General features: G+C 68.0%; 12 protein-coding genes. 9 read left to right on the forward strand and 3 right to left on the reverse strand.

Annotation, left to right across the window (positions count from 1 at the left end):
* Positions 1-2 precede the first annotated feature (2 nt).
* Together BLS85_RS01430 and BLS85_RS01435 are read left to right on the forward strand one after the other, a co-directional pair.
* Positions 3-1,292: a metallophosphoesterase family protein gene (locus BLS85_RS01430; RefSeq protein WP_092782082.1), complete on the forward strand. Its 1,290-nt coding sequence runs from the start codon at positions 3-5 to the stop codon at positions 1,290-1,292.
* Entirely contained in the window at positions 1,289-4,819 is a 3,531-nt protein-coding gene (locus BLS85_RS01435; protein WP_092781003.1) for an ATP-binding protein, read from the forward strand. The genes BLS85_RS01430 and BLS85_RS01435 overlap by 4 nt, the downstream gene beginning before the upstream one ends.
* A 283-nt stretch (positions 4,820-5,102) precedes the next feature.
* On the opposite strand, the gene BLS85_RS01440 is transcribed toward BLS85_RS01435, so the two are convergent.
* Together BLS85_RS01440 and BLS85_RS01445 are read right to left on the reverse strand one after the other, a co-directional pair.
* Positions 5,103-6,182 carry a GlxA family transcriptional regulator gene (locus BLS85_RS01440; protein WP_092781006.1) on the reverse strand — a complete coding sequence of 360 codons (1,080 nt, stop codon included), beginning with the start codon at positions 6,180-6,182 and terminating at the stop codon, positions 5,103-5,105.
* Positions 6,183-6,305: 123 nt separating this feature from the next.
* Entirely contained in the window at positions 6,306-7,310 is a 1,005-nt protein-coding gene (locus BLS85_RS01445; protein ID WP_092781009.1) for a GlxA family transcriptional regulator, read from the reverse strand.
* 263 nt (positions 7,311-7,573) lie between these two features.
* On the opposite strand from BLS85_RS01445, the gene BLS85_RS01450 reads away from it, so the two are divergent.
* The 5 genes from BLS85_RS01450 (at position 7,574) to BLS85_RS01470 (ending at position 15,511) form a co-directional block, all read left to right on the forward strand.
* Positions 7,574-8,824 (forward strand): sarcosine oxidase subunit beta family protein, encoded by a 1,251-nt coding sequence (locus BLS85_RS01450; RefSeq protein ID WP_092781011.1) that lies wholly within the window; start codon positions 7,574-7,576, stop codon positions 8,822-8,824.
* A gap of 25 nt (positions 8,825-8,849) precedes the next feature.
* Entirely contained in the window at positions 8,850-9,131 is a 282-nt protein-coding gene (locus BLS85_RS01455) for a sarcosine oxidase subunit delta (protein ID WP_092781016.1), read from the forward strand.
* Positions 9,128-12,181, forward strand: a complete 3,054-nt coding sequence (locus tag BLS85_RS01460; RefSeq protein ID WP_092781019.1) for a sarcosine oxidase subunit alpha family protein — start codon at positions 9,128-9,130, stop codon at positions 12,179-12,181. The genes BLS85_RS01455 and BLS85_RS01460 overlap by 4 nt, the downstream gene beginning before the upstream one ends.
* Positions 12,165-12,809 carry a sarcosine oxidase subunit gamma gene (locus BLS85_RS01465; RefSeq protein WP_092781022.1) on the forward strand — a complete coding sequence of 215 codons (645 nt, stop codon included), beginning with the start codon at positions 12,165-12,167 and terminating at the stop codon, positions 12,807-12,809. The genes BLS85_RS01460 and BLS85_RS01465 overlap by 17 nt, the downstream gene beginning before the upstream one ends.
* Positions 12,810-13,072: 263 nt before the next feature.
* The gene (locus BLS85_RS01470; RefSeq protein ID WP_092781024.1) at positions 13,073-15,511 is read left to right on the forward strand and encodes a GcvT family protein; all 2,439 of its coding nucleotides are present in this window, start codon (positions 13,073-13,075) and stop codon (positions 15,509-15,511) included.
* Positions 15,512-15,547: 36 nt separating this feature from the next.
* Here BLS85_RS01470 and BLS85_RS01475 read toward each other — a convergent pair whose 3' ends face one another.
* On the reverse strand, positions 15,548-17,437 hold the full coding sequence (locus BLS85_RS01475; RefSeq protein ID WP_176793246.1) for an ATP-binding protein: 1,890 nt from the start codon (positions 17,435-17,437) through the stop codon (positions 15,548-15,550).
* A 541-nt stretch (positions 17,438-17,978) separates the two neighbouring features.
* Here BLS85_RS01475 and BLS85_RS01480 point away from each other — a divergent pair.
* Together BLS85_RS01480 and BLS85_RS01485 are read left to right on the forward strand one after the other, a co-directional pair.
* Positions 17,979-19,355: a glycine cleavage T C-terminal barrel domain-containing protein gene (locus tag BLS85_RS01480; RefSeq protein WP_092781030.1), complete on the forward strand. Its 1,377-nt coding sequence runs from the start codon at positions 17,979-17,981 to the stop codon at positions 19,353-19,355.
* Between the two features lie 98 nt (positions 19,356-19,453).
* The gene (locus BLS85_RS01485; protein WP_092781033.1) at positions 19,454-20,353 is read left to right on the forward strand and encodes a methylenetetrahydrofolate reductase; all 900 of its coding nucleotides are present in this window, start codon (positions 19,454-19,456) and stop codon (positions 20,351-20,353) included.
* Positions 20,354-20,419 lie beyond the last annotated feature (66 nt).

Below are 20,419 nucleotides of genomic sequence, written 5' to 3' on the forward strand. Positions count from 1 at the left end.
CCATGCCCTTTCGCTTCGTGCATACCGCCGACATCCACCTGGACTCGCCGCTGCGGTCGCTGGCGCTGCGCGACGAGACGCTGGCGAACCTGATCGGGACCGCCACGCGCACGGCGTTCGAGCGCACCGTCTCCCTGTGCCTGGAAGAGCGCGTGCACGCCCTGCTGATCGCCGGAGACCTTTACGACGGTGGTCAGACTTCCATGAAGACCGCGCGGTTCCTCGCGGCGCAACTCAGCCGGCTGGACGCCGAGGGTATCCGCACCTTCATCGCGCGCGGCAACCACGACGCGGAATCGCGCATCACGGCGGAACTGGTGCTGCCGGACAGTGTCACCGTGTTCTCGGGCCGGGCGGAGGCGCACACGCTGCTCGGCGCGGCGGATGGGCGCGACGTCGTCATCCACGGTATCAGCTTCCGCGATCCCCATGCCCCCGAAAGCCTGCTGCCGAAGTTCAAGGCGGCCGTGCCGGATGCCCTCAACATCGGACTGTTGCACACCAGTCTGGGTGGAGCGGCGGGGCACGATCCCTACGCGCCGTGTTCGCTGGCGGACCTGGAGGCGACTGGGTTCGATTACTGGGCGCTTGGGCATGTTCATGCCCGCGCGGTTCATCGGGAGGCCGCGCCGGCCATTGTCATGCCGGGCCAGCCGCAGGGGCGCGACATCAACGAGGCCGGGCCGAAGTCCGTGACCCTGGCCAGTCTGTCCGGCGACGGGGGCGTGACACTGGCGGAACATGTCACGGCCGTGGCCCAGTTCGAGCGCGTCGCGGTGGACGCAACCGGCGTGGAGGATTGGCGCGATCTGGTCACCGCCGTCGGCGAGGCCCTGGCCGCCGCCCGATCCGCCGCCGCGTGCGATCATCTGGTGGCGCGCGTCCGGCTGCGGGGACCGACGCCGCTGGCGTGGCGCGCGCGTGTGGATGGGGCGTTGCTGCTGGCGGAGGCCCAGGCCCGCGCCGAGCGGCTGGGCGGCGTGTGGGTCGAGTCGGTGGACAACGACACCCAGCCCGCCGCCGCGCCGGACACGGGCGCGGAGGCCGATCCGGTCTCGGAACTGCGCGCCTTGATCCATCGCGAGGTCGCGCCCTCGCCATCGTTCCAGGCCCACGCCCGCGAGATCGCCGAGACTCTGCGCGGCCAGCTCCCCAAGGAGTGCACGGCGCTGCTGGGCGAGGATGAAGAGTCCTTCAACGCCATTCTCTCCGGCCTGATCGAGGAGGGTGCCCGGGACGTCCTCGCTCATCTGCACGGCGGCGCGCGCCGGGACGGGGAGGGCGGCGCATGAGGCTGCGCCGGCTCGATCTGACGCGCTACGGCCGCTTCACCAATCACGCGCTGGACTTCGGTGGACGGGGCGACGGGCCGGACCTGCATGTCGTCTACGGTCCCAACGAGGCCGGGAAATCAACCGCGCTGTCGGCGTTCCTGGACTTGCTGTACGGCATCGAGATGCGCAGCCCCTACAACTTCCTGCATCCTTACGACACCATGCGCATCGGCGCCGCGCTGGAGCACGGCGGCGCGGTGTCGGAGTGGGCGCGGATCAAGGCCAACCGCAACAGCCTGCGCGACGGTCACGGCCAGCCCGTGGGCGATCATGCGCTGGCCGCGATGCTGGGCGGCATCGACCGCGACGCCTACCGCAGCATGTTCTCGCTGGACGACGACACGCTGGAGCGGGGCGGCGAGGACATTCTGAAAAGCCAGGGGGACCTGGGATCGCTGCTGTTCGGGGCCAGCGCCGGCCTGTCGGATCTGGCCGAACGGCTGCAATCCCTGGAGACCGAGGCCGAGCGGTTCCACAAGGGCCGCGCCCGGTCCACCGAACTGGCCGACCTGAAACGCGCCTTGGACGAAGTGGACCGGGAGCGCAAGGCCATCGACGTGCAGGCCTCGACCCATGCCCGGCTGACGCGGGACCGAGATCAGGCCGAACGCGCCTATGATGAGGCCGTCGCGGCGCTGGGCGAGTCCAAGGCCCGCGCCGAGGAGATCGGCCGTCTTCGCGACGGATTGGAGCTTCGGGCCAAACTGACCGGTCTGCGCGCGGAGCTTGAGGGGTTCTCCGACCTACCCGACCCGCCGCCGCACTGGCACGACGAGATCGGTCCCCTCCGGGACCAGGAGACCGGCTTGACCCGGGAGCGGGACGGCCTGGATCGTCAGATCGTTGAGTTTCGGCGGAAGCTCGACGAGATCGTTGTGGATGAGGCGATTCTGACGGTGAGTGATCGCGTGAATCGCCTTCGCGAATCCCAGGGCCACTATATCAAGACGAGGGAAAGCCTGCCCAACCGGCGCGCGGAACGCCGCGATCACGATGCCCGGATCGCGGTCCTCTTGACACAACTGGAGCGGCCGGCGGACACGGACCCCCGGGGGCTGGTGCTGCCTGCCTCCACCGTCGGGACGCTGCGCGGCCTGATCTCCAGACGCTCCGGTGTCGCCGAAAAGCTGGACGGGGCGCGAACCGGACATGACAGGGCCGCCGCGCGGGTGGGCGCCGCGCAGGAGGCTCTTCATCGCGTTCTGGGCGGATCGGCCGAGGTCCACCCTGATCCCGACCTCACGCCGTGGCGGGGTCTGGAGGCCACCGCTCAGGACCTCCGGCGCGGCGGTTCCGAGGCGGAAGCCCTCGTCGAAACCCGGGCGCGGGATGGGGTGGCGGAGGCCCTGGCCGACGCCTTGGCCGCCCTGGCCCCGTGGGCGGGGGATGCCGGGGCGCTGGTGGGTCTCGCCGTGCCTGACCGCGAGCAGGTGGAGGCGTGGAAGCGGACTCTGGCCGAGGCCGACGCGGATCTTGAAAAGCGCGTCGCAGACGTTGTTCGTCTGGAGGCCGATGTCGCGCGTCTGACGGCGGAGAGGGATGCCGTCGGCAGGACCACGGGGGTGGTGGACGACGACACGGCGGCGGCCCGACGTGCCGCGCGCGACGCGGCGTGGGCGGAACACAAGGCGGCGCTCGACCCGGCGACCGCCGACGCGTTCGAACGGGCCATGCGCGCCGACGATGCCGCCACCGACAGCCGATTGGCCCGGACCACCGAGGTCGCGCGCCTGCGCCAGTGCGCGATCGATCTGGCGACAACCGAACAGGCTCTGACTCTTGCTCGTGCGCAGCGGGACGCGGGGCAGGCCCGTCGCGGCGAGATCCGGCGGACGATAGCGGCGGCACTGGAGGCCATGGGCCTGCCACCGCACTGGTCTCCCGGGTCCCTGGCCGATTGGCTGACCCGGCGCGCCGAGGCATTGCGGAGTCGCGCCGACCTGCGCGCCCGGGACAGGCGACTCCGTGAGCTTCAGGACGACGCCCGGAGTGCCCGCGACCGGCTGGTGGCGGCGATGGCGGCGGTGGGCGTGCCGCCGCCGCCGGAGGGGTCCCTGGTCGCTCTGCTCGACACGGCCGATGGTGTCCTGAAACGGCATGCCGAGCAGTCCATGCGCCTGGAAAGCGCCCGAGAAGTGTTGAGGGAGGCGGAACGTGAGGTGGCCGAGCGGACCCGCGACCTCAACCGCGCCATCGCCGCCGAAGCGGACTGGCGGTCGGACTGGGAGGCGACCCTTGCGGGCTGTTGGCTCGGCGCGGATGGCGAACGACCAACCACCGAAGCGGTGGGGGCGATCCTGGAGGTGCTCGACAACCTGAAAGCGGTTCTGGACAGGCGCGACGACACGGACCACCGCATTGCCCAGATGGAACGGGATCAGCAGGCCCATATCCAGGCGTTGTCCGACGTGCTGGCAGACCTGGGGGAGACGCTCGATCCGACCCGTCCGGTGGAGGTCACCGACGCCGTCTTCAAACGGCTGGTCGAGGCGGGGCACGCGGTCGAAAAACACATCGACCGCAGCGCCGATCTCGAAAACGCCCTGGCGGCACGCGCCGCGCTCGACGCGCCGCTGGCCGCGCTGGCCGCGCGCAAGGCCGAAATGACTGCCCTGTTCGGGGGCGAGACGCTGATCGAGGCGGCTTCCGCCCTCAAGCGGGTGGAGCGGCGCGACGCCCTGCGCGAGCAGGTACGGACCATCGAAGAGACTCTGGCCCAGGCGCTTGGCGTACCCGACGCGTCGGCCGCCGAGGCACGGCTCGCCGATGTGGAGCCGGAGGCCTTGGCATCCGAGGCGGCCGCGCTGGAGCCGCGTCTGTCCGACCTGGAACCCCGTCGCCTGGAGCTGTTCGGCGCCCTGACCACCGCGCGCAACGCGCTGGCCGGCGTTGACGGCGAGGACGATGTGGCCCGGCTGGAGGCGCGCCGCCGGACCCTGTTGCTGGAGATTGAGGACAAGGCCCGGCGCCATCTGAGCCTGCGTTTGGGAATCGCCGCCGCGCGGCGGGCGCTGTCGCTGTATCAGGAACGCCACCGCTCCTCCATGCTGGCCCGCGCGGCGGAGGCCTTCGCGACCATCAGCCGGGGCGCCTACACCGGCCTGTCCATGCAGGTCGAGCCGGACGGCGAAAAGCTGGTCGCGTTGGAGGCCGGGGGCGCGTCCAAGCCGGTGTCGGCGTTGTCCAAGGGCACGCGGTTTCAGCTTTATCTGGCGTTGCGCGTCGCCGGGTATCACGAGTTCGCAGCCCGTCATGAGGCGGTGCCGTTCGTCGCCGACGACATCATGGAAACCTTCGACGACTTCCGCGCCGAGGAGGCGTTCCGCCTGTTCGCGGGCATGGCCGGGGTGGGGCAGGTGATCTATCTGACCCATCACCGTCACCTGTGCGAGATCGCGCGCGCGGTCTGCCCGACCGTGCGGATCCATACCCTGGACGGCCCGCCCCCCCGAATGACCGGCGGCGATCATACGAACCCCGGATGATCCATTCGCAACCGCCGGTATGGTAAACGGTTCTGGCGAATGGCGGCGCCCGGACTCCCTCCCCTGGATAGGCTATCCGATTCACACAAGTTGTCTCCTCGTCGTCATTGCGAGGAGCGAAGCGACGAAGCAATCCAGAGCGGATATTTGCGTTTCACGCCCTGGATTGCTTCACCCTCGTCTTGCGACGAGGGTTCGCAATGACGAGTCAAGTTGCCGCGCGAGCGAAGAGCCGCCGCTTCGGCGGAAAGAAGCGGGAATGCCATAGGGTGAAGGGTGGGCATCATCGCGCCGGTGGGGATGGCGGTTCGGTCGGTGCGGTCTCGCCGTCGGGGTCGAGAGAGCCCAGGACCATCAGATCCTGCGCCAGGGTATCGGCTGCCTCCTCCGGTGTTCCGGGTTTCTCGCGGGCGCGTTTCGGAGCATGACCGAAATAGGCCCGGTAGCACTTGGCGAAGTGAGAGGCCGACGTGAAGCCGCTGGCCACCGCCACCTGCAGGACCGTCATGGAAGTCTGCGCCAGTAGGGCGCGCGAGCGCCACAGGCGAAGGTTGAGGTAGTACCGTGACGGCGAGATGGACAGGTGTTTGCGGAACAGCCGCTCAAGCTGACGTTCAGAGACTCCCACGGTTCGGGCTAGGTCCTCCACCGGAAGCGGCGTTTCGAGATGGCCTTCCATGCGGGCAATGGCAGCCAGCACCTTGGGATCGCTGACGCCGGTGCGCTCACGCAGGGCGAGCCGTTGCGGGTCGTCCGGCCGGCGCACGCCGGTATGGATCATCGCCTCGGCGACCTGCAGCGCCAGATCCTCGCCGTGCTCTTGCCGGATCAGGGCGATCATCATGTCCAGCGCCGCCGCGCCCCCCGCGCAGGTAAAGCGGTCGCGGTCGATCTCGAACAGGGTTGCGGTGATGTCGAGGTCCGGGAACTCTTCCGCGAATCCTTCCATGTTCTCCCAGTGGATGGTGCAGCGGTAGCCGTCCAGCAGTCCGGCCCGTGCCAGCACGAGGGCGCCGGTGCACAATCCGCCAAGTGGGATGCCCTGTCGGGCCGTCTTTCGGAGCCAGGCATCGACGTTCGGACTGCGGAAGGATTCGATCCCCAGGCCGGAGCAGACGGCGACGGCATCGGGTCGGTGGGGCAGGGCGCCCAGGCGCCCGTCGGGCAGCACATGGATTCCGTTGCTGGCCACGCCCGGGCCGCCGTCCTCGGTGACGATTTCCCAGGTGTACAGCGTCTTCTCCGCCCGGCGATTGGCCGCGCGCAACGGTTCCACGCTGGAGGTGAAGGCCAGCATCGAAAAGCCGGGCAGCAGCAGGAAATGAAACAGGCGGGGCGCGTCATTTCGTTGCGGTTTGAGCATGCCCGTCTCCTAAAAAGCGGTCGGCACGCGAGATCCCTCAAGCTCGAACTGTAAGCGCAAGAAGGCGAACAGCAAAACGGGAAACGTGCGCAGCCGAAACGACCGCGCAGCGGGTGCGCGGGGTCAGGCGCCGGGCGAATCCGCGACGGCCGTGGCGCGCAGGGCCTGCGGCGTGGCGCCGTAAGCCGCCTTGAGGTGCCGGGAGAAGTGCGAGGCGTCGGCGAAACCGCACTCCTGGGCGATGTCGGTGAAAGTGCGGCGGGTGCGGGTCACCAGCCAATGTCCGTGGCGCAGCCGCAGCGCGCGGGCGTGCGCCGACGGGGTGGTATCCAGTTCCTCGCGGAACAGTCGCTCAAGTTGGCGTCGCGACAGGCCCACGCGCCGGGCGAGATCGTCGGCGCGCGGTGGTGTCGCGAGGGTGTGGTCGAGAATGCGCAGCGCCCGCCGCAGTCGCGGGTCTTGCACTGGGTGTTCTCCGGCCGGGATGTCCATCGGCTGCGGTGTGTCGGCCGGCCGGGCGCCGTCGCTGACCAGGATGTGCAGGGCCTTGCGCGCCGCCGAGGCGCCAAGATGGCGGTCCACCAGCCACGCCGCCAGATCCACCGCCCCGGTTCCGCCGGCGCAGGTGATGCGGGGGCCATCGACCACGAACAGGCGGTCGGCGACCGGGGTAACTTCCGGAAAGGCGGTGATGAGGTCGTGGTAGTGGTACCACGACACACAGCATTCACGATCACGCATCAGGCCGGCGTCGATCAGGGTGAACACGGCCGTGCACAGACCCACCAGGGGCACCTTCGCCGCAGCGGCCTCGCGCAGCCAGCCGATCACCGCCGGGTCCTGGATCGGGCCGTGATGGATCAGCCCACCGACCACCACGATATAGTCGAAACCGGCCGGGGCCAGCAGCCCGGAATCCGGGCTCAGGCGGGTGCCGCAACTGGCCCGGACGGCGCGCCCGTCAGCGGTCATGACGGTCCAGCGGCAGTCGATCTGGCGGCTGCGGTCGCCCTCGTCGGCGGCAAGACGCAGGACATCGACGAAGCCGGCGAACGGCAGCAGGGTGAAGTCCCTGAGCAGCAGGAACCCGACCTTCAGGCGGGCATTGCCGGACGTCGGTTCAGCCATGGCGCGTGGCGGCTCCCGGCTTGTGCGGTTGCGTCATACCCGAGGCCCGGCCCAGCCCGGCGTGGATCGCGCTCGGGACTTTGCACACCCTTGTTATACAAGCATCTTCCGGGGACAGCGGGGTGTCAATACCATCGCGTTTCGAATGTCGCAAAGATACAAGTCATGTGTCACCTCCGTTCTAGTCATGTCGGATCGCTTCACGCTCTTCTCAAGCAGGCTCCGGGATACCCGGAGGCGGGTGCCGCGAGGAGATCACGGCGATGCGGTATTCGATCTGGTCGTTGGCGCGCAACGCGCTGTCCCATCACGCGGACTGGCCGCGCCAGTGGCGCAGTCCGGACCCGAAACTCGCCTATGACGTCATCATCGTCGGCGGTGGCGGGCATGGTCTGGCGACGGCCTATTACCTCGCCAAGGAGCACGGCATCACCAATGTGGCGGTGTTGGAGAAGGGCTGGCTGGGCGGCGGCAACACCGGGCGCAACACCACTATCGTCCGCTCCAACTATCTGTTCGACGAAAGTGCGGCGTTGTACGAACTGTCCCTGAAGCTCTGGGAGGGGCTGTCGCGGGATCTGAACTACAATGTCATGCTCAGCCAACGGGGCGTCCTCAATCTGGCCCACAGCCTTCAGGACGTGCGCGCCGGTCGGCGCCGTGCCGAGGCCAACCGGCTGAACGGCATTGATTCGGACTGGCTGGATACCGCCGGAGTTGCCCGGGTCTGCCCCATCCTGAACACGTCGCTGTCACTGCGCTACCCCGTCATGGGCTCGACGTTCCAGCCCCGGGGTGGCACCGCGCGCCACGATGCCGTGGCCTGGGGGTATGCCCGCGCCGCCGACGCGCGCGGGGTGGACATCATCCAGAATTGCGAGGTGACCGGCATCCGCCGCGATGGCTCCGGCGCCGTGACGGGGGTCGAAACCACGCGCGGAGTGATCGGCGCGAAGAAGGTCGGGATCGTCACCGCCGGTCACACGTCGGTGCTGGCCGAGATGGCGGGCATCCGGCTGCCGATCCAGTCGCACCCGTTGCAGGCCCTGGTGTCGGAGCCGATCAAGCCTGTGCTGGATCAGGTCATCATGTCGGGCGCCATCCACGTCTACGTCAGCCAGTCCGACAAGGGCGAACTGGTCATCGGTGCGGGCATCGACAGCTACAACTCCTATGCCCAGCGCGGCAGCTTCCATGTGCTGGAGCACCAGACGGCGGCGCTGGTGGAGTTGTTCCCGATCTTCGCCCGGCTGCGCATGATGCGGACGTGGGCGGGGATCGTGGACACGTGCCCCGACGCCTCGCCGATTCTGAGCACAACGTCGGTGCCGGGCCTGTACATCAACGGCGGCTGGGGCACCGGGGGTTTCAAGGCCACGCCGGGGTCCGGGTTCGTGTTCGCCCACACCATCGCCCGCGACGCACCGCACCCCGTCAACGCGCCGTTCTCGCTCGACCGCTTCACCACCGGCGCCCTGATCGACGAACACGGCGCCGCCGCCGTCGCCCACTGAGACTCGGATCGGGAGGACCCGTCGCATGCTGCTGATCGAGTGCCCCTGGTGCGGGTCGCGCGAGGAACCGGAGTTCCACTATGGCGGGCAGGCCCATGTGGCCCGGCCGGCCGATCCGTCCGCGCTGTCGGACGCGGACTGGGCGGCGTACGTGTTCCTGCGCGACAACCCCAAGGGCGTGTTTGCCGAGCGCTGGTGTCATTCCGCCGGCTGCCGGCGCTGGTTCAACGTGCTACGCGATACCGTCAGCCACCGCGTGCTCGCCGTCTACCGCATGGGCGAAACCCCGCCGGAGGCGCCGCGATGACCGGTCGGACCCAGGACTTCCGCCTGCCCAAGGGTGGGGTGATTGATCGGTCGCGGTCCATCCGCTTCCGCTTCAACGGCCAGTGGATGGGCGGGTATTCTGGCGACACCCTGGCCAGCGCCCTGCTGGCCAACGGCGTTCATCTGGTCGGGCGCTCGATGAAGTATCACCGGCCGCGCGGTATCATGGCGGCGGGGGCCGAGGATCCGGGGGCGCTGGTCCAGCGCGGTCTGCACGACGAGCCGGCCCGCACCGATCCTGACTGGCGCGCCACCCAGACCGCTTTGGTCGACGGGCTGGAGGTCGCGACCATCGGCGCCTGGCCGTCGCTTGAACGGGACATGGGCGCGGCGATGGGGCTGGCCTCGCGCGTCATGGGGGCGGGGTTCTACTACAAGATCATGCACGGCTCGCGCTGGATGTGGGAGCACGTGCAGGAGCCGCTGATTCGCAGGGCCGCCGGCTTCGGCGATTGCCCCGATGAGCCGGACCCGGATGTCTATGACCACCGCCATGTCCATTGCGAGGTGCTGGTGGTGGGGGCCGGCCCGGCCGGGCTGGCGGCGGCGGTCGCGGCGGCGCGGTCGGGCGCGCGGGTGATCCTGGCCGAGCAGGACGAACGGTTCGGCGGCAACCTGCTCGGGCGGCGGCGCGCCATCGACGGGCAAGACGGGGTGGACTGGGCGGCGGCCATGGAGGCCCGCCTGCGCGCCAGTCCGGACGTCCGCCTGCTGCCGCGGACCACTGTCGTGGGGTACTACGATACCAACTATCTCGTGGCGCTGGAGCGCGTGACCGATCACCTGGGCCTGGGACCGGCGGCCCCCGGACGGCCGCGTCAGCGCCTGTGGCATATCCGGGCGAAGCGGGTGGTGCTGGCCACCGGGGCCCACGAACGCCCGCTGGTGTTCGGCGACAACGATCGGCCGGGGATCATGCTGGCCGGGGCGGCGCAAACGTATCTGCGCCGCTGGGCGGTGTTGCCGGGACGGGACGTCGTGCTGTTCACCAACAACGACCGCGCCTACGAGGCGGCACTGGATCTGCATGCGGCCGGCGCCACGGTGCGTGCCATTGTCGATTCCCGCGAGGCGCCAGGCGCGGCGATGCCCGCCGCCGCCCGTGCCGCCGGAATTCGGGTGATGACCGGATGTGTCGTTGGTGGCACGAGCGGAACGCGGCGCGTGACCGGCGCCAGCATCATGAAACGGAGCACCCACGGCCGCGCCGTGCCCTATGCGCTGGACGCGCTGCCATGCGATCTGCTGTTGGTCTCGGGCGGGCTGTCGCCCGTGGTGCACCTATTCAGCCAGTCCGGCGGCAAGCTGAGGTACGACCCGGATCGCGTGGCGTTCGTGCCCGACCGCTCGGCACAGGCGCTCGGCAACGCCGGTGCCTGCAACGGGACCTTCGATCTGGCCGGATGCCTGTCGGAGGGTGCGGCGGCGGGCGCCGAGGCGGTGCGACTGGCGGGCTTTGATCCGGGCGCCGCCCGAACGTCATTCGCGGTCGATGAGCCCGACGCCAGCGCTGTCGCGCCGCTCTGGTGGGCGCGTCCGGCCGAGGGGCATGAGCACGCCTGGGGCCAGCCCTTCGTCGATTTCCAGAACGACACCACCGCCCACGACATCCGGCAGGCGGTCCGCGAGGGCTTTGAGAGCGTCGAGCACGTCAAGCGCTACACCCTCACCGGCTTCGGCACCGACCAGGGCAAGACCGCCAACATCAACGCCATCGGTATTCTGGCCGAGGCGCTGGGCCGGCCCATCCCGGAGGTCGGCACGACGACCTTCCGCCCACCCTACACGCCCGTCACGTTCGCCGCCATGGCCGGGCGCGACCGGGGTGAGTACCTGGACCCGGCGCGCCTGACCGCCATCCACGACCGTCACGTGGCCCTGGGTGCGATGTTCGAGGACGTGGGCCAGTGGAAACGCCCCTGGTACTATCCGCGCCCCGGCGAGACCATGCATCAGGCCGTCGCCCGCGAATGCCGGGCCGCGCGTGAGGCGGTGGGGGTGCTGGACGCCTCCACCCTGGGCAAGATCGACATCCAGGGGCCGGACGCCGCCGAGTTCCTCAACCGCGTCTACACCAATGCCTGGAGCAAGCTGGAGATCGGGCGCGTCCGTTACGGCGTCATGTGCCGCGAGGACGGCATGGTGTTCGACGACGGCACCACGGCGCGGATCGACGACACCCGATACCTGATGACCACCACCACCGGCAATGCGGCGGCCGTCCTGGACCACCTGGAGGACTACCTCCAGACCGAATGGCCGGACCTGCGGGTGCGCCTGACGTCAGTGACCGAGCAGTGGGCGACGGTGAGCATCGCCGGGCCGAAGGCGGGCATCCTGATGGGGCGGCTGGCCTCGGGCCAAGACCTGTCACCGGCGGCGTTCCCGTTCATGACATGGCGCCCGGCCATCGTCGCTGGCCTGCATGCCCGCGTCTTCCGCATCAGCTTCACCGGCGAACTGCAATACGAGATCAACGTGCCGTGGCATCAGGGCGGGGCGCTGTGGGACGCGGTGATGTGCGCCGGTGTCGGCCTGGGCATCACGCCCTACGGCACCGAGACCATGCATGTTCTGCGGGCCGAGAAGGGCTTCATCATCGTCGGCCAGGAAACGGACGGCACCCAGACCCCGCTTGACCTGGGAATGGACTGGATCGTCTCGAAGAAGAAGCCGGATTTCATCGGCCAGCGGTCGTTGACCCGGCCCGACACGGCGCGCGCCGACCGCAAGCAACTTGTCGGCCTGCTACCGAAAAACAAGCGCCTCGTGTTCCCGGAAGGCAGCCAGATCGTCGAGACGGGCGCGTCCCGGCGCCCGCCGCCAGTGCCCATGCTGGGCTTCGTGACGTCGGCCTACTGGAGCCCGGCGTTGGACAGCGGCTTCGCGCTGGCCCTGGTGGCCGGCGGGCGAGGGCGGATCGGCGACACGGTCGCGGTCGCGCTGCCGTCCGGGGAGCAGGCGGCGGTGATCTGCGATCCCGTGATGCTCGACAGGGAGGGGGCGCGCCGCGATGGACACGCCGCTTGAGATGGGGCCGGAGATGGGGCCGGGCGGACCCGGCGGACGCTGGGAAAACCCGCTGTTGGCGCTGGAGTTGGACATGGCGGCGGCCAGCGGGCCGCTGGTGACTCTGTCGTGCGCGCCGCCGCGCGCGGCCATCAATCTGCGCGCCACCGAGGGCCTGTTGCCGGAGATCGAACGGACGTATGGCGTCCGTCCTTCCACCACGCCCAACACCTGGACCGCCAGCGCCGACGGGTCGCGCATCGCCTTGTGGCTGGGCCCGCACGAGTGGCTGTTGCTGGCGCCGGAGGGCACCGCGCCGAGCGTGGAGGCTGCTATCCGAGACGCCCGCGCCAACGACGGCTGGCTGGGGGTGTGCGACGTCTCGCACAATTACACGACGCTGATGCTGAGGGGGCGGCGCGCCCGCCTCGTGCTGTCGAAGGGCTGCGCGCTCGACCTGCATCCGCGCGGCCCTTGGCGGCCCGGCACCTGCGCCCAGACGACGCTGGCGCGGACGCGGGTGCTGCTGCGCGTGACCGATGATCCGGACGCCATCGAACTGTGGGTGCGCAATTCGTTTGCCCGCTACACGGTGGCGTGGCTGCTCGACGCCATGACGGGGATCGCGCACGAACCGGGGGATTTCTGAGGAGTGATATCATGTGAGATTGAGTCTCACCGGTTCGGAGGGTGCTTCTGGGCTCCTCCCCCCATCGGGGGGAGGTCGGGAGGGGGTGAGTTGGTAAACGCGCGGATCCTTGCTGTTCGCGTCAACCCCACCCCAGCCCTCCCCTATCCAGGGGAGGGAGTCCGGACGGCGCTGGCCGCCCGAACTGAATGACCCGGTACCGAGAGGAACGGATTCTCCGAAAACCGGATGACGGCCAGGGGCACCGCACCAGGGAGGCAACCATGAGGACTCAAGCGCGCGTTGTGGTCATCGGCGGCGGTGTCGTCGGCGTCTCCACCCTCTACCATCTGGCCGCCAAGGGCTGGACCGACGTGGTTCTGGTGGAGCGCAAGGAACTGACCTCGGGGTCGACGTGGCACGCCGCCGGGTTGCTGCCGCTGTTCAACATGAGCTACTCGGTCGGCCAGATTCACAAGTACTCGGTCGCCTTCTACCAGCGCCTCCAGGAGGAGACCGGCCAGGATGTCGGCTTCCGGCAGGTCAGTAACATCCGCCTCGCTCAGACCCGCGACCGCATGGACGAGTACCGCCAGTATGCTGGCGTGGCCGCGACCATCGGCGTCGAGGTCGACTTCATCACGCCGGAGCAGGTCAAGGACATCTGGCCGCTCTGCAACATCGAGGGCCTGATCGGCGCCATCCAGCATCCGGCCGACGGCTATATCCAGCCGGCCGACCTGACCCAGGCGCTGGCCAAGGGCGCCCGCGCCCGGGGTGGCGAGATCAACCGCAACGTCACCGTGACCGGCATCACTCAGAACCCCAACGGCGAATGGGTGGTTCAGACGGACAAGGGCGACATCACCTGCGAGCACGTCGTCTCCTGCACCGGCAACTTCGCCCGCGCCACCGGCCGCATGGTGGGGCTCGATGTGCCGGTGATCCCCGTCGAGCACCAGTTCATCGTCACCGAGCCGCATCCGGAGATCGTCGCCCGCCGCAAGCAGGGCCTGCCGGAGATGGGTGTCCTGCGCGATTCAGATAACGCCTGGTACATGCGGGAGGAGAACGGCGGCCTGCTGCTCGGCCCCTACGAGAAGGGCGCGCCCTGCTGCTACGCCGACGACCCACACCCCGACACCGAGTGGGAGCTGTTCCAGGGCGACCTGGAGCGCCTGGAGCCGCATATCGAGGGCGCCATCTTCCGCGTGCCGGCCTTCGGCGAGGTCGGCGTCAAGGAGGTGTACAACGGCGCCATCGCCTATACCCCGGACGGCAGCCCGATCATCGGCCCGGCCTGGGGGCTGCGCAACTTCTGGCTCAACGAGGGCCACAGCTTCGGCATCACGGCGGCCGGCGGCGCGGGCTGGCAGTTGGCCGAATGGATCGTCGAGGGTGAGCCGACCATCGACATGCTGGGGGTCGACCCGCGCCGCTTCGGCGACTACGCCACCAAGGGCTACCTGCGACGCAAGAACGAGGAAGCCTACGCCAACGTCTTCACCATCCACTATCCTGACGAGGAACGCGTGGCGGCGCGGCCGCTGCGCACCGCGCCGTGCTACGAGCGCATGCGCGACCTGGGCGCCGTGTTCGGGCAGAAGTTCGGCTGGGAGCGGCCCAACTGGTTCGCGCCGCCGGGCACGCCGGCCGAGGACGACTGGTCGTTCCGCCGCTCCCAGTGGTTCGAGGCCGTGGGACGCGAGGCACGTAACGTGGCCGAGAACGTCGGCCTGCTGGACATGACGGCCTTTGCCAAGGCGCGCGTCTCTGGGCCGGGCGCCGAGGCATTTCTCGACCGGCTGGTGGCCAACAAGCTGCCCAAGAAGATCGGCCGGGTGGGGCTGTGCCATGCCCTGATTCCACGCGGCGGCGTGCATTCCGAATTCACCATCCAGCGGGAGGGGTCGGACCAGTTCTATCTGGTCAGCGCGGGCGCCTTGCAGCGGCTCGATCACGATTGGCTGTGGCGGCACATGCCGAACGACGGCTCGGTCCACTTCCAGAACCTGACCGGCGCCATGGGCGTGCTGGTGTTGGCCGGGCCGAACGCGCGCACCCTGCTGGAGCGGGTCAGCGAAGCCGATTTCTCGAACGCCGCGTTCCCCTGGCTGTCGGGTCAGGACATCGTGATCGGCATGGCGCCGGTGAAGGCGCTGCGCGTCAACTTCGTCGGCGAACTGGGGTGGGAGTTGCACCACCCGATCGAATATCAGAACCACATTTTCGATGTGCTGATGGCGGCGGGCGGGGACCTGGGCATCAAGCCGTTCGGCATCCGCGCCATGGACAGTCTGCGCCTGGAAAAGTCCTACCGCATGGTGGGCACCGAGATGTCCATCGAGTACGCGGCGTATGAATCCGGCCTGGACCGGTTCATCCATCCCGACAAGGGCGATTTCATCGGTCGCGAGGCCCTGCTGCGCTGGCGGGACGCGGGGTTCGCGAACCGGTTCGTCACCCTCCAGGTGCATGACGTCACCGACGCCGATGCCCTGGGCAACAATCCGATCACCGACGGCAACACCGTTGTCGGACGGGCGACCGGGGGCAACTACGGCTTTCGTGTCGGCCACTCGCTGGCCCTGGCCATGGTGCGGCCGGAGGTGGCGGGCGAGGGCACGGAGCTGTTCATGGACATTCTCGGCACCCGCCATCGCGTCACCGTGATCCCGGAAAGCCCGTATGATCCGGACAATCTGCGCTTGCGCGGGCTCTAAGCGGTGTGACATCCGTTCCGCTTGCGGCGGGTGCCGTCACGACGGGTTTTTTCCCACGGGCAAGGTGAAGGAGAAGGTGCTTCCCTGTCCCGGTTTGGAGTCGATCCAGATGCGTCCGCCATGGCGTTCGACAATGCGCTTGCAGATGGCGAGGCCGATCCCCGTCCCGTCGCGGCCGCCGCCATCTTGCAGCCGTGCGAACATGCGGAACGCGCGCTCGTGCTGTGTCGGGGCGATACCAATGCCGTTGTCAGTGATCGAAAGGGTCGCCCAGCCGTCCGCGACGGTGGCCCGGACAGCGATTCTCGGTGTGCGGTCCGGGTGGCTGTACTTCAGCGCATTGCTGATCAGGTTCTGAAACAGGCTGCGAAGCTGCACCGCGTCCGCCCGCAGGGTTGGCAGATCGACGATGTCGATCGCGGCCTCGGGAAAGGCACTGGCGACATTCAGGTCGTCCAACGCTTCGCGGAGAAGGGCATCGGCGTTGACGCCCCGGAGTTCGCCGCCCTGGGATTGGACGCGGGAGTATTCGAGAACACCCTGGATCATCCCGCTCATCCGCTTCGCGCCGTCCACGGCGTGGTAAATGAACGTGCGCCCGTCGTCGTCCAGCCGATCAGCATAACGCCGTTCGATCAGGCCCATGTACCCACTGATCATCCGCAGAGGCTCCTGGAGGTCATGCGAGACCACCGAGGCGAACTGTCGCAGGTCGGCGTTGGAGCGTTCCAGGTCTCGTGTGCGGTCTTGCACTTTCTGTTCAAGGGTGGCGTTCAGGTCGCGCAGGGCGTCTTGGGTGCGCACGAAGTGGCGCACGGCCAAGACGATCAGCATCAGCGAGAATATGAACAATCCCCACGGCATTGGCAGGGTTGTCCACGGCAGCAGGCTGTGGGCCACGGCCATGTCGACCATAAGGAACAGGCTGAACACCGCGAATGCCACGAGGACCGCCCGCCGTTTGGGGTCGGCGTCCCGGAAGTGTGTAAAAGTGGCTCTGAACATGAGGATCAGGCTGATGGTCAGCAGGCCGTCGAAGACCGGGTACGTGTCCGACAGGGTGACCAGCCCGAGCAGCGAGCAGCTCATCGCGCCGGCCGCATAGAGGGCATGGAGGAGTCCGATCCACGTCAAGGTGCGGGCCCATCGCGGCCCGCACCAGTCCCGGAATAGGAACGCCATGGCGGCGGGCAGCACGTAGTACGCCGCAGCATCAATGTAATCCCACATCAGCGGCGCATTGACGAGGAGCTGCGTGCCCTGTGTTCCGGCCAGCCCCATGGTTCCCGTGGCGATCGTGAAGACCGAGATCGGCAGGTATGGACTGCGTTCCCGACTGAGCACCGCCAGCATCAGCGCCATTACGGCGATCAGGAATGACAGGGCCGTGATGACGAATCGGCTCTGGGATGTGCCAAGGACATACTTGATCAGGTCCAGGCGTTCCATCAGCTTGATCTCGCCCCACAAGCCGATGTCCATGTAGTTAGAAAATATACGAAAGTATATAGTTTTGTCGCCGAAATTTTTTGGAAGCTCTATCATGTGCCACGGCCAGCCAACAAAAACACCTTCTCCTTTGTCGTCGAACTCACCGAAATCGTATATTTTATGTCCGTCTAGGTAGACTTCGGTGATCAGATCAACGCTGTAGATATAGATCACCGGGTCACGCCAGTCACCCTCTGGGAGAGGGGCCCGGTACCACACGTTTCGGCGTCCGTCCCGGTCCGGCGGATTGGACGGAAAGTCGATGGGTTGCCAGGCGTCGTCGCCCACGCCGGGACGAGTCCACAGCGGCACTCCGTCCGCGCCAATCGGGGAGTCGCCCCAGCGATATTCCCAGCCCGTATCGAGATCCCGAGGGGAGTCACGCGCCCATCCGCCGTTTGCGCCGGCGAGAAGCAGCAGAATCACAACGCCCATGCCAATAACCGCCCGAAGGGAACCAATTAGGACGCTTGATTTCCTCGCATGGTGCATCCCGTAACCTCGACCCCGTAGAGAAAGAAATCATTGCCATGATATCCATGAGATGATTGCAAAATGGTAAGCCATGGGCGGGGTCGTTCCCAAATGGGGCCGTGAGCATCTTGGCTTATCCCGGGCGGTGGACTTTGTTTCAAGGTTTGCGCGGAGAAGGCCTTTGTCGCGGCGATCCTCCCGGATCGGATCCATGGCTGGCCCCAACGTCGAGCAACGCCTGTCAGGCTGTGTGCCGAGTATTACATATCCTATCACAGAACTTGGATATTGAGGCAAGGAAGCTGCGGAGACTCCGTTCCGACATCATTGTCTATTGAAGAATAGGTGTTTTTTATGTTGCGGATGCGAACAGGTCCCACTTCTCAATCCGCATGACGGAACCGGGATACTCAATGTCGATTTTTGGCGATTGCGGTCGTTTCGGGGCTGGCAGGGTCGGGGCGTCAAGTCCACCACCCACCCAGCAGGGGAGCCCGGATCCATGGACACGCCTCTCTCGCCTGAAGCCGCCGCCACGCTCGATGCCAGCCTTGCGGCCGACCGCCTTGACCTGACCACCCACCAATGTCCGACCGTCGATCAGTCTGATCGGACGGTGCCGTTCAATCTGCGCCAGAGCGGCCCGACCCCGGTGCAGATGCTGATCTCGACCCGGGTGCGCAAGTCGCCCTACTGGCACCTCGCCCACAAGGCCGGCTGCTGGCGGGCCACTGTCTACAACCGCATGTACCATCCGCGCGGCTACGTCCGGCCGGAGGACGGCGGTGCCATGGTGGAATACGACGCGCTGGTTAACCACGTCACCATGTGGAACGTGGCGGTCGAGCGGCAGATCCAGGTAAAGGGACCGGACGCAGAGGCGTTCGTCAATACTGTCGTGACCCGCGACGTGACCCGGATCGCGCCAATGAACGGCAAGTACGTGATCCTGTGCAATGAGGACGGCGGCATTCTCAATGATCCGGTCCTGTTGCGCGTGGCGGAGGACGAGTTCTGGTTCTCGCTGTCCGACAGCGACCTGGAGATGTGGCTGCGCGGCGTGAACCTGGGCCTGAAGATGAACGTCTCGATCAAGGAGATCGACGTTGCCCCGGTGCAGATCCAGGGGCCGAAGTCCCAGGCCCTGATGGAGGATCTGGTCGGCCCGGCGATTCGAGACGTGCCGTACTACGGTCTGCTAGAGGCCAAGGTGGGCGGTCGCGATGTGGTGATCTCGCAGACCGGGTTCTCGGGCGAAGCGGGTTACGAGATCTACCTCAGGGACGCCACGCTGTACGCCGACGACATGTGGAACGCGGTGCTGGAGGCCGGCCAGGCCCACAAGCTGATGGTCATCGCGCCCGCGCACCATCGCCGTATCGCCGCCGGGATTCTGTCCTGGGGGCAGGACCTGGACCAGGAGACGCTGCCGTTCCAGTGCAATCTGGGCTATCAGGTGCCGCGCAAGAAGACCGCCGACTATATCGGCAAGGCCCGCCTGGAGCAGGTCCGCGCCGAACTGGAGGCCGGCGGCGAGCCGTACAGGCTGCAACTTGTCGGCATGGCCCTGGGCGGCAAACCGATCACCGACTACGCGCCCGACTTCTGGCTGATCTCCGGCGAGACTGCGGGCGATCCCATCGGTTACGTGACCTCGCCGTGGTACTCGCCGGAACTCGGCACCAACATCGCCATGGGCTATGTCCCCTATGGCATGCGCCATGAGGGCACGCGCCTGACCGTGTGGCTGCCGGAGGTGTACGCAGAGCGGGCCGGGGAGCCGGTCAACGCCCAGATTGTGCCGATGCCGTTCCGCACCTCCGCCAACCCGAGCGCGCGCGAACTGGCCCGCTCGCGGGGCCGCGACACGGCGTACTGAGCCCCGGTGTCAGGGTCCGGCCGGGAGCATGGCCGGACCCGAGCCTGGTCCCAAATCAAGGCGTTTAGGACCGCCCGAGAGGCGGAAAGGGGAGGCGCATGCCGTACGACAGCCTCTTGGACCGCGAGCCGACCGGCTTCTCCATCGAGATCACGCCCAGCGCGGCGCGCAAGGTGCCCTCGTTCGCCGCGGTGTTGCCGGCCGACACACCGGTCTATGTGACCAACCTGCCCGGAACGGATGTGTGCGAGGCCATGGGGGTGTGCCGGCGGCTGCGCGACGAGGGCATGCGCCCGGTACCGCATCTCGCCGCCCGGGGTTTGAAAAGCCGGGGCGATCTGGCCGTTTGGCTGGATCGGGCGGTGGGCGAGGGGGGCGTCCGCGAGATCCTGCTGATCGCCGGATCGGGGGAGCGTGCGGCCGGGCCGTTCCCCGACACGCTGGCGGTTCTCGATTCCGGCTTGCTGGAAACGGCGGGGCTGCGCGGGTTCGGCGTCGCCGGCCATCCGGAGGGGCACCCGAACGCCGGACCGGCGGTGTTGGCCGATGCGCTACGCCGCAAGCAGGCGTTCGCCGCCGCGCACGGTTTCGACGCCTGGATCGTCACCCAGTTTACCTTCAGCGCCGCGCCGGTGCTGCGCTGGGCGGAGACCATGGCCGACGCGGGGGTGACGCTGCCGATCCGGGTCGGCCTGCCCGGGCCGGCCAAACCCGCCACCCTGATCAATTACGCGCGCCAATGTGGGGTCGGTGCGTCACTGCGCGTTCTGACGCGGCAGCCGGACGTGATGACCGGGCTGGTGCGCTCATGGACTCCCGATACCATCCTCGCCGACCTGACCCGGCAGGGCCTATGGGCGGGACGCGGGCATTTCGCGGGCGTCCACCTGTTCCCGTTCGGAGGCTTCGCCAAGGCGGCCACCTGGGCCACGGAGAGCGCGGGCAGGACCGTCTATCCGGGCTTGAACGCGGATGGCGAGGCCGTGGGCTTGACATGATCCGTGCCGACCCCGCCGTTCGCGTTCGGGGGACGCCGCGCCGGACGCCTATCCGGCGCGGCGTTC

This window comes from Rhodospira trueperi (genome assembly GCF_900101965.1).
GTDB lineage: Bacteria > Pseudomonadota > Alphaproteobacteria > Rhodospirillales > Rhodospirillaceae > Rhodospira > Rhodospira trueperi.

Excerpts from the sequence above, each read along its gene's own strand:
- BLS85_RS01430 (WP_092782082.1), top strand. The coding sequence starts at position 3 with ATGCCCTTTCGCTTCGTGCATACCGCCGACATCCACCTGGACTCGCCG.
- BLS85_RS01460 (WP_092781019.1), top strand. The coding sequence starts at position 9,128 with ATGACCGGTCGGACCCAGGACTTCCGCCTGCCCAAGGGTGGGGTGATT.
- BLS85_RS01440 (WP_092781006.1), bottom strand. The coding sequence starts at position 6,182 with ATGCTCAAACCGCAACGAAATGACGCGCCCCGCCTGTTTCATTTCCTG.
- BLS85_RS01475 (WP_176793246.1), bottom strand. The coding sequence starts at position 17,437 with ATGGGCGTTGTGATTCTGCTGCTTCTCGCCGGCGCAAACGGCGGATGG.
- BLS85_RS01485 (WP_092781033.1), top strand. The coding sequence starts at position 19,454 with ATGCCGTACGACAGCCTCTTGGACCGCGAGCCGACCGGCTTCTCCATC.
- BLS85_RS01445 (WP_092781009.1), bottom strand. The coding sequence starts at position 7,310 with ATGGCTGAACCGACGTCCGGCAATGCCCGCCTGAAGGTCGGGTTCCTG.
- BLS85_RS01450 (WP_092781011.1), top strand. The coding sequence starts at position 7,574 with ATGCGGTATTCGATCTGGTCGTTGGCGCGCAACGCGCTGTCCCATCAC.
- BLS85_RS01470 (WP_092781024.1), top strand. The coding sequence starts at position 13,073 with ATGAGGACTCAAGCGCGCGTTGTGGTCATCGGCGGCGGTGTCGTCGGC.
- BLS85_RS01465 (WP_092781022.1), top strand. The coding sequence starts at position 12,165 with ATGGACACGCCGCTTGAGATGGGGCCGGAGATGGGGCCGGGCGGACCC.
- BLS85_RS01435 (WP_092781003.1), top strand. The coding sequence starts at position 1,289 with ATGAGGCTGCGCCGGCTCGATCTGACGCGCTACGGCCGCTTCACCAAT.
- BLS85_RS01480 (WP_092781030.1), top strand. The coding sequence starts at position 17,979 with ATGGACACGCCTCTCTCGCCTGAAGCCGCCGCCACGCTCGATGCCAGC.
- BLS85_RS01455 (WP_092781016.1), top strand. The coding sequence starts at position 8,850 with ATGCTGCTGATCGAGTGCCCCTGGTGCGGGTCGCGCGAGGAACCGGAG.